This is a genomic window from Xanthomonas sp. WHRI 8932A, from assembly GCF_035012785.1.
Taxonomy (GTDB): Bacteria; Pseudomonadota; Gammaproteobacteria; order Xanthomonadales; family Xanthomonadaceae; genus Xanthomonas.
On the sequence record NZ_JAYGQQ010000005.1, the window covers coordinates 36444 to 50627 of the forward strand.

The 14184-nt window shown below is 64.6% G+C and carries 8 protein-coding genes and 1 other RNA gene; 3 read left to right on the forward strand and 6 right to left on the reverse strand.

Features of this window, described 5'->3' with window-relative positions; all coding sequences use genetic code 11:
• The first annotated feature begins 203 nt into the window (after positions 1 to 203).
• Positions 204 to 914, forward strand: coding sequence for an rRNA pseudouridine synthase (locus VC212_RS09290; protein ID WP_323515474.1), 711 nt, complete (start codon positions 204 to 206; stop codon positions 912 to 914).
• 1212 nt (positions 915 to 2126) lie between these two features.
• Here VC212_RS09290 and VC212_RS09295 read toward each other — a convergent pair.
• From VC212_RS09295 to VC212_RS09315, 5 genes are all read right to left on the reverse strand, one after another.
• Positions 2127 to 2885, reverse strand: a complete 759-nt coding sequence (locus VC212_RS09295) for a hypothetical protein (RefSeq protein ID WP_323515473.1) — start codon at positions 2883 to 2885, stop codon at positions 2127 to 2129.
• Positions 2886 to 3042: 157 nt separating this feature from the next.
• Positions 3043 to 3447 (reverse strand): response regulator, encoded by a 405-nt coding sequence (locus VC212_RS09300; RefSeq protein ID WP_055849136.1) that lies wholly within the window; start codon positions 3445 to 3447, stop codon positions 3043 to 3045.
• Positions 3448 to 3525: 78 nt separating this feature from the next.
• The gene (locus VC212_RS09305; protein ID WP_055849139.1) at positions 3526 to 4008 is read right to left on the reverse strand and encodes a hypothetical protein; all 483 of its coding nucleotides are present in this window, start codon (positions 4006 to 4008) and stop codon (positions 3526 to 3528) included.
• 137 nt (positions 4009 to 4145) lie between these two features.
• The gene (gene recQ / locus VC212_RS09310; protein ID WP_323515472.1) at positions 4146 to 5942 is read right to left on the reverse strand and encodes a DNA helicase RecQ; all 1797 of its coding nucleotides are present in this window, start codon (positions 5940 to 5942) and stop codon (positions 4146 to 4148) included.
• 325 nt (positions 5943 to 6267) lie between these two features.
• Complete coding sequence (locus VC212_RS09315) at positions 6268 to 6816, reverse strand: Dps family protein (protein WP_055849144.1); 549 nt, start codon at positions 6814 to 6816, stop codon at positions 6268 to 6270.
• Between the two features lie 105 nt (positions 6817 to 6921).
• Here VC212_RS09315 and hrpA point away from each other — a divergent pair, with 105 nt between their 5' ends.
• Entirely contained in the window at positions 6922 to 11034 is a 4113-nt protein-coding gene (gene hrpA, locus VC212_RS09320; RefSeq protein ID WP_323515470.1) for an ATP-dependent RNA helicase HrpA, read from the forward strand.
• A gap of 292 nt (positions 11035 to 11326) precedes the next feature.
• Here hrpA and VC212_RS09325 read toward each other — a convergent pair whose 3' ends face one another.
• Positions 11327 to 13963: a TonB-dependent receptor gene (locus VC212_RS09325; protein WP_323515468.1), complete on the reverse strand. Its 2637-nt coding sequence runs from the start codon at positions 13961 to 13963 to the stop codon at positions 11327 to 11329.
• Positions 13964 to 14089: 126 nt separating this feature from the next.
• Here VC212_RS09325 and VC212_RS09330 point away from each other — a divergent pair.
• Positions 14090 to 14168, forward strand: a non-coding RNA gene (locus VC212_RS09330) — sX9 sRNA.
• The last annotated feature ends 16 nt before the right edge of the window (positions 14169 to 14184 follow it).

Below are 14184 nucleotides of genomic sequence, written 5' to 3' on the forward strand. Positions count from 1 at the left end.
GCTGAGTTTCCCACTTTGTGCTGCTGGGCAGAAGCATGCACGGATGAAGGCGCGTCGGTGAGGTGACCCCAGGTACTGCCACAGCGTCCTTGCGGTTTTTGTGGCGTGGCCCGCCTGTGGAGCGGGTGACTGGAAAGGCGCTCGCCTCACGCATTCGGCGACCCAGCACGTACACTGCCGTGCCCTGATGCTGAGCTTGCCCGATGTCCGATCCCATTCGTCTCGATAAATGCGTTGCCGCGCAGTTCGGCTGCTCGCGTGGCGAGGCGCAGCAGTACATCGAGGGTGGCTGGGTCAGCGTGGACGGGGTCGTTGTCGAAGAGCCGCAGGCCCTGGCAACCGCCGTGCAGGTGACGCTTGCACCGGATGCAGTGCTTGAACCTGCCGAGCCTGCCACCCTGCTTTTGCACAAGCCGGCAGGAATGGCCGCCGACGCTGCGCTGGCGCTGGCCAACCCGGCAAGCCGGAGCGAGCTGGACAACGCCGAGTTGCGCATGCTCAAGCGGCATTTTCTGCGCCTCAGTGCGCCGCTGCCGCTGGAAGACGACGCGAGCGGCTTGCTGGTGTTGAGCCAGGACGGCCGCGTATTGCGCAGGCTGACGGCCGACGCCAGCTCGATCGAACAGGAATTTTTGGTGGAAGTGCGCGGCGAGCTGCGCCCGTATGGCATGGCGCGTCTGGCGCACGGTCTGGTATATCAGCAGCGCAGCCTGCCGCCGTGCAAGGTGAGCTGGCAGAACGAAGAGCGGCTGCGCTTTGCGATCAAGCATGTGCAGCCAGGCCAACTGCGCTACATGTGCGGCGAGGTGGGGCTGGACGTGGTGAGCATCCGCCGGCTGCGCGTGGGCCGCGTGTCGCTGGGCAAGCTGGCCATCGGCCAGTGGCGTTATCTGCCGTCGGGCGAACGTTTCTAAGAGACGTATTGGTCAGTGCGCGTACGGTGTCTGCACGTAGCGCACTTGACTACAGTGGCCGCGTCGACACAGCGATGCGTTTCGGCAAACGCGGATTGCTGTAAGGCAACCCAAGCGTCTTTGCTGCGGCCTTCGCGATGTCGACATCTAACATCATGAGGCATGTACCAAGCACGCGCCGACTCAGGTCGGCCGAGGCCCGACCAGCCACATCGCACGGAGCCATGTGCACCGCGCAAGGACGTCGCAGGCTGACGCTTGGTTCGCTTACTTCTTGTTGCGCCTTTTCTTGGCGCGGGTCACCAGCCAGAACACCACGGCGATGATCCCGATGACCAAGATGGCGAATGCCGGTGTCAGAAACGCGTTGTCGCCCATGAGAATCTCCTGAAAGTCATTGCAGCGAAGCGCTGCACTGACGTTAGCCTAGCGAGCGGTCTGCGTGATCGCGTGAAATGCGCACGCATGCATGCATCGACGCAAGTACGTAGCAAGCACGCATGCATCGACGCACGCTTACTTAGCTCGAAGGCCAGGAGCACTGTCGTGCGGCTAGGAGTGCATTGCTGCAGTGGAGGCGCTTGCTCTGCGGCGTTTGGTGCAACTAGCACGGAGGCCACGTGCGCAGTCAGAGCCATTGCAAGTCAACCAACTTCAGACAGACGTGTCAGCAGCTGCGACCAGCAGCCAGCGACATTTGAACCGTGCGACGCAGGCGCGAGCAGGATGCGTACTGCACCAATGAGATCGGCCAGCAGACGAGATCGACTGGATCAGTCAGCAAACCAGCGATGGTCGCCACGTGTGTCGACTGCAGCAATGATGCCGTTCGCATCGCTGGACGCGCTTCGCGACATCCAGTGGAGTGCACGTCTCCATCAGCAGACGCAACTGTTGGCACACGGAAACGACGCGCGCAGGCAAACAGATGAAAAGCCGACAGAACGCGCTTATCGCGTCGCAACGGTCTGACGAACGCGTTGGCCGATGCAAGACAGCACTGCGCCATGGCAGGTCTGCATCAGGAATGTCCCGGCAGGGGCGTGCTCAACGCCCCGCGAGTTGAGCGGCCCAACAGGCCTCGCGTCCGGTGATTGCAGTTTAAATGAGACGTGCATCACGTAAATCGGGGGCGCGCCTACAGGCTGTCGGGGCGTTCCCGACAGCCATGCTGGTGCGACTGCGCTCGCAGCCGAGCGCAGTTGCCGGAGGTCACTGAAAGGCGGGCGTGCAGCGGAAGCCGGCGCAATCGATCTGCACCGTGCCGCCACTCTGGCAGGTCGCAGTGAAGCGGGTGGGGCCAGCCGCCTGCACCGGGCCGCAGTTCAAACCGCTGCTGATGCTTTGGGCGCGTGCCATGGACGATTCGCTCGACATCGCCGGGCCTGCAGTGGTCGTCGGAGCCGCAGCGACGACGGGAGATGCCGCAACGCGGGCAGGCGCAGCGGAGGGGACATCGCTTGCCAGCGGCGTTGTCACCGCTTCGTTGTGCGTGCGGCCGCTTGCCGCCACCCCACCGCCTTGCGCGGTCTCGCCTTGCAGTGGCTGCCCACGTTCCTCGCGACGGCGGTCGAAGCTCAGCGTCTGCCCGAACACCAGCTGGATCCAGCTCGGGTAGGTGTAGCCGGTGCCCTTGTTGTGGTCGACGATGGCGCCGATCGCGCCGCCGATCAGGATGTTGCCCCAGATGCCCATGTTGGCACGCGAGATGGAGCGGCCCGCCGCATCGCGCTGACCGGGCAGCACGCAGGTGACCTCCAGATCGTGCGCGGACCGGCGCACCTGTGCGGTCTGGCCGGACTTCAGGGAGACGCGCCCTTTGTCGTTGCCGATGGCGCAGTCGGCGCCGGTGACGGTTTGGCCGTCGGCGGTCTTGGTATCGACGCGTATCGGCTGGGTCGCGTCGTTCATCACCGTTGCGCAACCACTCAACGCAGCCATGGCAATGGCTGCGGTTACTAGCTGTTTCATGTTGTCCCCTGGCGTAAAGCACAGCGGCACCAGGCGGGCATTGCACCGCGGCCTTGGCACAGCTATGTCGTGATCAATCCCCGTTGCCGCCGCATCGCGCGACGGCTGGCATTTCATACCGGGATTGTGGGCCGCCGTCCAGCTGCGGCCGTCGGCGTTACACGCCTGGGGTGGCGAGCACGCGGCGTTTCGCCATCACGCTGCGGATCGCGGTGAGCAGTTGTTCGGGGGTGTAGGGCTTTTCCAGGAAGGCCACGCCGTCAGGCAGGATCTCTTCCACGTACTCCACCGCCAGACCGGAGGTCAGCAACACGGGCAGGTTGTATGGCGCATACGCAGTCTTCAACGCAAGATCCACGCCGGTCAGGCCACCGGGGAAATGGATATCGGAAAACAACACATCGACGCGCGGGTCGCTGTCGATCAGGGTCAGGGCTTCTTCGACCGATCCGGCGCTGCGGCAGGTAAAGCCGTAACTTTCCAGGACAAGGCAGCTGAGTTGTCGGGTGCCGTCGCCGTCTTCAACGACGAATACAACTGGCCGTTCCTTGTTCTGTGACATGAGCACGTCTCGTAAGGCAGGCCACATTTTCAGCGATGCGGCAGTGAACCCCCCGTCAACGCAGACGGAGCCGTATGGTTACCAGCCGAACGGGCCCGGGCCATAACCGCCGGGTGCGTAGCGTGGGCCGAACACCGGGCCTTCGCCGCGGCCGACGCTGATGCTGACGCCGATCTGATGCGCCTTGCCGTCGTCGTCGTAATAAGTCTTGCAGGAGTTCAGATTGACCGCCTGCCAGTTGCTGTTGCCGCCGCGGTTGGAATAGCCCATGCCGGTCTCGACCGCACCATGCAGCTTGCCCTGGCATTGCTCGGCGCGTTCGGCCGCGATCGATGCGGCGCTGGGGCGTGCCAGCGCCGGGCGGGGGCCGCTCTTGTCGCCGTAAAACGTGCCGGGCGGGTCGGTGCTGTACTCCGGGTCGGAGCGGTATTGCAGCGGTGCCTGGGGGACGCTCAGGTCCAGCGAGCGGGCGGTGGCCGGTTCGGCGCTGACATCGCCGGTCTGGGCGAGCGCGCCACCGGCGGCAAATAGAGTGGCCAGGAGAAGCAGGCTGCGTTTCATCGGTTGGACTCTATAGGAATGACTGGCAGCGCGTGCCAGCTCGCCTTGTGAAACTAGCAACGGCTGATTGAATGCGCGCTGTCGATTCGGCCGATTGTTGTGTCGAGACAGGCATGGCGCTGACACACGCTGTTGCATCAGCCTTGCTCGCGCACGATCTCGATCAGCTGCGCACCATAGCGGGCCAGTTTGCCGCCACCGATGCCGCCGACCCGCGATAACGCATCGATGCTGGTGGGCCGTTGCTCGGCGATATTGCGCAGCGTGCTGTCGTGGAAGATCACGAAGGCCGGCACGTTCTGTTCCTTGGCCAGTTCCGCGCGCAAACCGCGCAACGCGTTGAACAACACCAGATCCTGTGGCTGCACCGGCAGGCCGGTGCGCTGCGCGCCGCGATCCCGTCCGGCGGCCGGGTTCTCGCGGCGCATCATCACCTGGCGCTCGCCCTTGAGCACCTGGCGGCTGGCGTCGGTCAGGCGCAGGCCGCCGTGGCCTTCGCTGTAGACTTCCAGCAGGCTGGCGGCGACCAGCTGGCGGAACACGCCGCGCCAGGTGCGTTCGTCCAGGTCGCGGCCGATGCCGTAGGTGCTCAGTTGATCGTGGCCAAGCTGTTTGATGCGCTCGTTCTCGCTGCCGCGCAGGATGTCGAGCAGGTGACCGACACCGAAGCGCTGGCCGCTGCGGTACACGCAGCTCAGCGCTTTCTGCGAGGCCACGGTGGCATCCCACGCCGCCGCCGGGGTCAGGCAGTTGTCGCAGTTGCCGCAGGGTTTGGGATAGGTCTCGCCGAAACCGGCCAGCAGTACCTGGCGGCGGCACTGCATGGATTCGCAGTAGCCAAGCAGGTGATCGAGCTTGGCGCGTTCCAGGCGCTTGCGCTCCTCGGCTGCTTCGCCCTGTTCGATCATCTGCTTGAGCAGCACCACATCGCCCAGGCCGTAGCAGAGCCAGGCTTCGGCCGGGTCGCCATCGCGGCCGGCGCGGCCGGTTTCCTGGTAGTAGCCCTCCAGCGATTTGGGCAGGTCCACATGCGCCACGAAGCGCACGTCCGGCTTGTCGATCCCCATGCCAAAGGCAATCGTGGCGGTCATGATGATGCCGTCCTCGCGCAGGAAACGGCGCTGATTCTGCGCACGCACTTCGGCGGGCAGGCCGGCGTGATAGGGCAGCGCGTTGAAGCCTTGCGCGCACAGCTGCTGGGCGGTTTCTTCGACCTTGCGCCGCGACATTGCATAGACGATGCCGGCCGAGCCGCGATGGCGGGTGAGGAACTCCTGCAGCTGTTTGCGCGCGTTGTCCTTCTGCACCACGGTGTAGCGGATGTTGGGGCGGTCGAAGGAGCTGACGAAGTGGCGTGCGTCCACCAGATCCAGACGCTCGGCGATCTCGCGCTGGGTGGGCGGGTCGGCGGTGGCGGTCAAGGCCATGCGCGGGATGTGCGGCCAGCGCTCGTGCAGCACGGTGAGCTGGCGGTATTCGGGGCGGAAGTCGTGGCCCCACTGCGACACGCAATGCGCTTCGTCGATGGCGAACAGCGCGATGCGGCTGCGTTCCAGCAACGACAGGAAGCGCTGGGTCAACAGGCGCTCCGGTGCGACGTAGAGCAGATCCAGATCGCCTGACAGCAGGGCGCGTTCGACCCGTTGCGCGTTTTCCGCATCCAGCGTGGAGTTGAGGAATTCGGCGCGCACACCCAGCTGACGCAGGGCGTCGACCTGGTCCTGCATCAGCGCGATCAATGGCGACACCACAATGCCGATGCCGTCGCGCAACAGCGCTGGCACCTGGTAGCACAGCGACTTGCCGCCGCCGGTGGGCATCAGTACCAGGGCGTCGTTGCCGGCAGCGACGTGTTCGACAATGGCTTGTTGCGGGCCGCGGAAGTCGTCGTAACCGAAGACGCGGCTGAGCAGTTCGTGGGCGGGGGAAGACATCCAGCTAGGATACCGTGCGGGTCAAGCCCTGGTCGGTGTCATGCCGGCAGTGTTGTCCGATAGCGGGTCGGGGATTGCCGTGATGCGGCGGTGGTGGATCAGCGGTGTGTGACGTCTTGTGAGGTGGAGCTGGATGAAGCTTCGCACCGTACCCTCACCCCAACCCCTCTCCCGGAGGGAGAGGGGCTCAACAACTGACAGCACACGGAGCCCCCTGAGTCAGGGGGCGCGCCGAAGGCGCGGGGTGTGGCAGGCAGTGAGCAGGCGCCCAAGGTTTCGGCGCAGCGAAACCTTGGGCAAACCCGCATGGGCCAAGCCCAAGGGGTTACTGCAGCAGCGAGCGCAGCATCCAGGCGTACTTTTCGTGGGTCTGCAGACGCTGGGTCAGCAGGTCCACGGTCGGGTCGTCGCCGGCGTCGTCGGCGGTGCCCAGTACCTTGCGCGCGGTGCGGCAGAGCGCTTCGTTGCCGCTGACCAGCTGGCGCACCATCTCCCGCCAGTCGGCGCTGTCGCTCAGGCCCGGCTCTTCCGGAATCGAGGTCAATGCGACGAACTCGCTGTAGGAACCCGGTGCGTTATAGCCCAGGGCGCGGATGCGCTCGGCCACTTCGTCCAGCGCGGCCCACTGCTCGGTGTACTGGGTTTCGAACATGGTGTGCAGCGAGTTGAACATCGACCCGGTGACGTTCCAATGGAAGTTGTGGGTCTTCAGATACAACGTGAAGGCGTCAGCCATGTAGCGGGCCAGACCGTCGGAGATCTTCTTGCGATCGCCGTCCTTGATCCCGATATCGATATGCGGCGCCGATGCGGCAGCGACCGGCAGGGCATCGTTGATGACGACGGGCTTGTTGGCGTTCTTTTTCTTGGACATGGGATGGCCCTTCTGAGGAAGTGGATGTCTGATGGAACAGATATGGCGTCACAATAGACAGGCTAAAGGATCAAACGTCATTCAATCTTTCACATTTTTTCATCAATGAGCGCTATCGACACCGACCTTGCCACGCTGCTGCGTGAGCGCCGCCACGCCGTGGATGGCGCAATGAGCCGAGACCGGGGCCGCCTGCTTGGTCTATGGTCGCGCTGGCAGGGCAAACCCGGCAACCCGCAGCTGCGCGACGCGTTCGAGCAGGCGCTGGCGGCGTCGCTGACGCAGCGGCAGGCGCGTGCCGAGCAGCAGCCGGCAATCACGCTCGACACGCAACTGCCGATCGCACGCGAAGCCGAGCACATCATCGAGTTGATTCGCGACCACCAGGTGGTGGTCATCGCTGGCGAAACCGGCTCCGGCAAGACCACCCAGCTGCCCAAGCTGTGTCTGGCCGCCGGGCGCGGTGCCGCAGGCATGATCGGTTGCACTCAGCCGCGCCGGATTGCCGCGCGTGCAGTGGCCGCGCGCGTGGCTGACGAGCTGAAGACGCCGTTGGGCACCGTGGTGGGCTTCCAGGTGCGCTTCACCGACCGGGTGAGCGAGCAGTCGCGCATCAAGTTCATGACCGACGGCATCCTGCTGGCGGAGATCGCCAGCGACCGCTGGTTGTCGGCCTACGACACCATCATCGTGGACGAGGCGCACGAGCGTAGCCTCAACATCGACTTCCTGCTCGGCTACCTCAAGCAGCTGCTAAAAAAACGCCCTGATCTCAAGTTGATCGTGACTTCGGCCACCATCGATACCGAGCGCTTTGCGCAGCATTTCGACAATGCGCCGGTGATCAATGTGGAAGGGCGGACCTTTCCGGTCGAAGTGCGCTATCGCCCGCTCGAAGGCGAAAGCGGCGGCGGCGATGCGCAGGATGCCGGCCGCGACGGCGAGCGCAGCGTCAACGATGCGATCGTGGCGGCAATTGACGAGATCACCCGCATCGACCCGCGCGGCGATGTGTTGATGTTCCTGCCGGGCGAGCGCGAGATCCGCGATGCGCATCATTCGCTGGAACGGCGCAAATACCGCGAGACCGAAGTGGTGCCGCTGTATGCGCGGCTGTCGGCGGCCGACCAGGACCGCGTGTTCAATCCTGGCCCGCGCCGGCGTCTGGTGCTGGCCACCAACGTGGCCGAAACCTCGTTGACGGTGCCGCGCATCCGCTATGTGGTGGACCCGGGCTTTGCGCGCGTCAAGCGCTACAGCCCGCGGCAGAAGCTGGACCGCCTGCATATCGAGCCGATCTCGCAGGCCAGCGCCAATCAGCGCATGGGCCGTTGCGGGCGGATCGCCGAAGGCATTTGCTACCGGCTGTATGCCGAAGCGGACTTTGCCGCGCGGCCGGCATTTACCGATCCGGAAATCCGGCGCGCGTCGTTGTCGGGCGTGATCCTGCGCATGCTGCAACTGGGGCTGGGGCGGATCGAAGACTTTCCGTTTCTGGAAGCGCCCGACGAGCGCGCGGTGGCCGATGGGTGGCAGCAGCTGCTGGAGCTGGGGGCGATCGACGCCGAGCGCCGTCTGACCGCCATCGGTCGGCAGATGGCGCGCCTGCCGGTGGACGTCAAGCTGGCGCGCATGCTGGTGGCCGCGCAGCAGCACGGCTGCCTGCGCGAGATGATCATCATCGCCGCGTTTTTGGGCATCCAGGACCCGCGCGAACGCCCGCCGGAAGCGCGCGAGGCGGCCGACAATGCGCATGCATTGTTTGCCGATGCGCGCTCGGAATTCGTCGGCATCCTGCGCCTGTGGGACGCGTACCGGCAGGTGCACGAAGACCTCACCCAGTCCAAGTTGCGCGATTGGTGCAACCGGCATTTTCTGGGCTTTTTGCGCATGCGCGAGTGGCGCGAGCTGCATCGGCAGTTGCGCCTGTTGTGCGAAGAACTCGGCTGGAGCGAAGAGCCGGCCAACGTGATGCTGGCGCCGTTGCTGGCGGGCGCCAGCGCGCCAGCGCGCGAGGATGGACATAACGCCAACCGGCCGACGCGTGGGCAGCTGCATCGCGCCGCGCGTCTTGCGCGCGAAGGCAAACCCGATCCGACTGCGCCACCGACGCAATCCGCTGCGGCGGCGTCGAACAAACAGGCTGAGGCCGCTGAAGGCTCGGCGCGTGCGAGCGAGCGCGAACGCGCTGCCGCGTACCAATCGTTGCACCGCGCGCTGCTGGCGGGCCTGCCCACGCAGATCGGCCATCGCACCGAAAAGGGCGACTTTCTGGCGGCGCGGCAACGCCGGTTCGTGCCGTTCCCGGGTTCGGCACTGGCGCGCAAGCCACCGCCGTGGATTCTTGCGGCGACCTTGCTGGACACGCAAAAAGTGTGGGGCATGACCAACGCCGCGATCGAGCCGGATTGGGCCATCGCCGAGTTGCCGCACCTGCTGGCACGCAAGCATTTCGACCCGCATTGGTCGCGCGCCCAAGGGCAGGTGGTGGCCTCGGAGCAGATCAGTCTGTTCGGGCTGGTGCTGGCGCCGAAGAAGCCGGTACATTTCGGCAAGATCGACCCGGCTGCCGCGCACGATCTGTTCGTGCGGCAAGCCCTGGTGACCGGCGAAATCAATACGCGCGCGGCGTTTGTGGCCGACAACCTCAAGGTGCTGGAACAGGCGCGCGAGGAAGAGGCCAAGCTGCGCCGTGCCGGTATCGTGGCCGACGAAGGCTGGCAGGCGCGCTGGTATCTGGACCGCATTCCGGCCGAGCTGCATTCGGCCAGCGGCCTGGATGCATGGTGGAAAACCTTGCCGCCAGACAAGCGCCGCGGCCTGCACTGGACCTTGAACGATCTGCTGCCTGGCGAAGGCAGCGAAGCCGATCGTTTCCCGAAGTATTTCCCGCTCGGCGATGCGCGGCTGCCGTTGCAGTACCGCTTCGAGCCGGGTGCGATCGATGACGGCGTCACCCTGGACGTGCCGCTGCACCTGCTCAATGCGCTGGACCCGGCGCGCCTGTCGTGGCTGGCGCCTGGCTTTGTCGCCGACAAGGCATCGGCGCTGATCCGCAGCCTGCCCAAGGTGCAGCGGCGCAATTTTGTGCCGGCGCCGGATTTCGGGCGTGCGTTCTACGAGGCCTACAGCCTGCCGTCGGCCGACGATATCCGTGGCGAGCTGGCGCGCTTTCTGTCCAAAGCCACCGGGGTGCAGGTCGCGGCGCTGGATTTCGATGAAGAATCGCTGGACACGCATCTACTGATGAACCTGCGTCTGCGCGACGACGACGGCAAGGTACTGGCCGAATCGCGCGATCTGGACGGGCTGCGTGCGCGCTTCGGCGAACGCGCCGGGCAGGCGTTTGCTGCGCGTGCCGGGCGCGCGTTGGCTGCGGAAGGATTGCGCGATTTCCCCGCCACGCCGATTCCCGAACAGGTCGCCGGCGAGGCTGGCGTGCCGGCGTACCCGGCCTTGGTGGATCAGGGTGAGGATGCTGCCTTGCGCATCTTTGCCGACCGCAACGACGCCGCCCAGGCGCATCCGCGCGGCGTGCGTCGCCTGCTGGAAATCGCGCTGGCCGACAAGATCAAACACGCGCGCAAACAGTTGCCGGTCTCGCCCAAAACCGGTCTGCTGTACGCAGCGATCGAATCACAAGAGCGACTGCGTGGCGATCTGGTCGATGCCGCGCTCAATGCGGTGCTGGCCGACGGGCTGGGCGCGATCCGCGACCCGGGTGCGTTTGCGCAACGCCGCGACGATGCGATCAAGCGCCTGTTCGGCGAAGCGATGGAACGGCTCAAATTGGCCGAGAGCATCCTGGGCGCCGTGGCCGAGCTCAAACCGTTGCTGGAAGCGCCACTGATGGGCTGGGCACGCGGCAATCTGGACGATATGGAGCAGCAGTTGCGCGCGCTGGTGCATGCCGGCTTCCTGCGTGACACACCGGCAGAGGCGCTGGCCAATTATCCGCGCTATCTCAAGGCGATGATCCTGCGGACCGAGCGTGCCAAGCGCGACCCGGCGCGCGATCAGTCGCGCATGCTCGAGCTCAAGCCGTTTGTGGATGCGTTGGGCGATGCGGCTGCGCGTGGATTGCAGCAACGTGCCGACTGGCAGGCGCTGCGCTGGGATCTGGAAGAACTGCGGGTGTCGGTGTTCGCGCAGGAGCTCGGCGCCAGATCCGGCGTGTCGGCGAAGAAATTGTCGCAGCGGGTGGCGGCGTTGCGCTGATGAGTTGTCGGCGGATTGCGTACGGCTGCTTGCAGCCCGCTGTAGCGGGATCCGTTCGCGCTTACCTGGCGACGGGTGATGGGCCATGCGCTTGGCCGCCGCAATGGCATGTCGGTCGCTTGCCGTGCCATGCGTGACGTCTAGATCATGTCGCGTGGACGAGCGATGTGTGGCGTACACCGACGCCTCGCCAAACAGTACTAGTCGATGCAGGTTTCCAACGCACCCCGCGCGTGCGGCCACATGGCAGTGGCCGCACCCACGAAGACGCCAGCGTCAGAACGTCGCAGCCTCAGAACTTCACGTGCAAGCTCGCCATATAGCGCCGCCCACTTTTGTAGCGGCCAGCCAGATGATCCTTGTCGCCGAGATACTGCAGGTACTCTTCATCCAGCAGGTTTTGCCCATCGATCTGCAGCGACCAGTTCGGGCTGAGTGCATAGCCGATGCTGGCGCCGAGTTCGGCGTAGTCGTCCACGCTGGCCGGTGCCGCACCGGCCACATAGCCGCCGGCGAGATAGCTGTCGCGCCAGTTGTAGGTCAGTCGCGCGTTGAGCGGGCCTTTCTCAAAGTACGGGCTGAAGGCCACGCTGTTGCGTGACTGGTACGGCAGCGCATCGCCGGTGTTGTTTTCGCCGTTGGCGTAGGTGTAGTTGGCGGTCAGGCCAAAGCCGCTGTCGCCGAAGGGTTGCTGGAACGAGAGGTTGAAGCCCTTGACCTTGCCCTCGCCGGCATTGCGCGGCCGCTGCACGCTGTAGTCGCAGTAGCCGTCGGCGGTGCAGCCGTTGCTGCCGAGTAATTGCGCCCAGCTCTGCGGTGCGGTATCGCGCAGCGCGTTGTATTGACGTTCCACGCTGGCACTGGTGTCGATGTAGTTGTCGATCTTTTTGTAGAACACCGACCACGCCACCACCGATTGCTGCGCGAAGTAATACTCTGCCGAGAGATTGAAATTCCACGATTCGTACGGTGACAACTCGGCGTTGCCGCCGCTGCCGGTCAGCGTGGTGTCGTTGAGGAAGGTGTTGTTGACCATCTGGTTGTAGGGCGCCCAGGCGATCACCTTGGCCGCCGCGAAGCGGAACACCCAGTCCGCGCTGGTGTCGTAGGACACGGTCAGCGACGGCAGCAGAAAGTCCTCTTTGCGGGTACGCGTCTGCCACAGGCTGTCGGCGTTGGTCAGCGACGGTGTGCCGCTGTAGACAAAGCCGCTGCCCTCGGTCTTGGAGTCCACATAGCGCACGCCCAGATTGCCGCGCAGACTGCCGCCGGAGAAATTCAACTGCGCGTAGGCGGCGTTATTGGTCTGCTCCAGCGCCCAGCTGTTGTTGAGATAACTTGCCGGATCCGGCGCGTTGTAATCGACCGGGCTGTTGCGGATCCAGTTCAGTACATTGTTGCGCCCGGCCTGCACGTGCTGGCCGTGGTCGGGATAAAAATCCTGCAGGTCGGTCAGACCGATCGTGCCAACATCGGCCAATGTGCCAGGGGTCACTCCGCCGTAGACGTTGAGCTCGAAACGTTCCTCATGTTTGCCATGACGCACGCCCAGCAGTAACTGGTTGAACACGCCATCGAACTGCACATCCAGATCCAGTTGGCCGTAGGTGTCCTTGCTCTCGGTGGAGAAGATGCCGTTGTTGCCGAACCAGCCGCCGGCCGAGCCCCAATTGGCCGGGTCGCGTGCGCGCGCAGGGGCGTCGAACTGGATGCCACGGCGCGTGTCCCAACGGAAGCCGCCGTTGTAGAACGGCTCGATGAAGTATTGCGACAGATTCTTGTTTTCGGATTTGCTCTGTCCCACCTGTCCCTTCACACCCCAGCCATCGCCGCGGAACGCGCCGCGCAGATCCAGGCCTTTGGTGGTGACTTCCGATTCGCGCACGTTGTTGTCGTAGATCACCGTGCCGCCAAGCGGATCGGCATTGGCGCTGGAATGGCCGCTGGTCACCACGCCGTTGCGCACATCGCCGAGCTGGTCCACCGCGGCCACCGTGCCGGCATTCCAGGTCAAAAAGCTGTACATCGACTGGTTGTAGTTGTCGAACTTCTCGTTGATGTACACGCCGCTCAGATTGAATTCCAACGCGTCGCTGGGTTTGAGTTGCAGGTTGACCACTGCGCTGTCGCGCTCGCGGTCCTGCTGAAACCACGCAGCGTTGATCGAGTTGGGTACGTCTGCATCGGCCGGTACCGTGCCTGCGGCGTTGGCGAAGGTGCTGGCAGGCGCATAGCCGAATACTTCCATGCCACGGCGGTCCACGCGTTCTTCGTAGTGCTGCGCGGACACGGCAATGCCGAAGGTTTCTGCGGGATTTTTCCAGCTATAGAGCAGGGCCGCATTGGGGTTGCCCTTGCTGGCCTGATCGCTATAGCTGTAGCCGATGGAGCCGGCGATCTCGTTGGCTTTCAGATCCAGCGGTTGGCGCGTGTGCATCAGTACCGTGCCGCCCAGGCTGCCTTCGGTCAGCCGCGCTTCGGAGGACTTGAGGATCTCCACGCGGCCCAGGATCTGCGGCGCCAGCAAGGTGTAGTCGAATCCGCGGCTGGGCTGTTCGCCGTACAACCAGATCGCCTGCGCCACCGGGTGGCCATCCAGGAACGACAGATTCAAGCTGGGGTCGGTGCCGTCGATGCTGACGCGCTCGCCCTGGCCGAAGCGTCGGTCCAGGGTGACGCCGGGAATCTGCGATAGCGCTTCGGCCACATTGGTGCTGGGAAACTTGCCGATGTCCTCGGCAGTGATCGCTTCGGAAATGCCGGTGTTGTTACGTTTGGTATCCAGCGATTTTTCCAGGCTGGCACGGATGCCGACCACCTGGACGGCGTCCAGCTCGGTGGCTTGCTGGCCAGGGCTGTCCTGGGCTTGCGCGGTGACCGCCAACGACAACGCAATCGCAGTGCACAGCAGGGTGGTGCTGTATTTCATGATGTCTCTCCTCATCACGCACAGGGATGGATGGCGGGCCGTGGCTCGCCGGATGCGGGGGCTGAAAGTAGCTAACAAAACTACTGTGCAGCCGCCAGGCGGGCGCGGCCGGTGCTCGGAATCGGCATGTACCCCCCTCGTACACTCCGGTTCTGAGCGCGCCGTCCACACCCGCCTGACGACTGCTCGCTACGTTTTGTTAGCCACTTTTAGTAACCGCA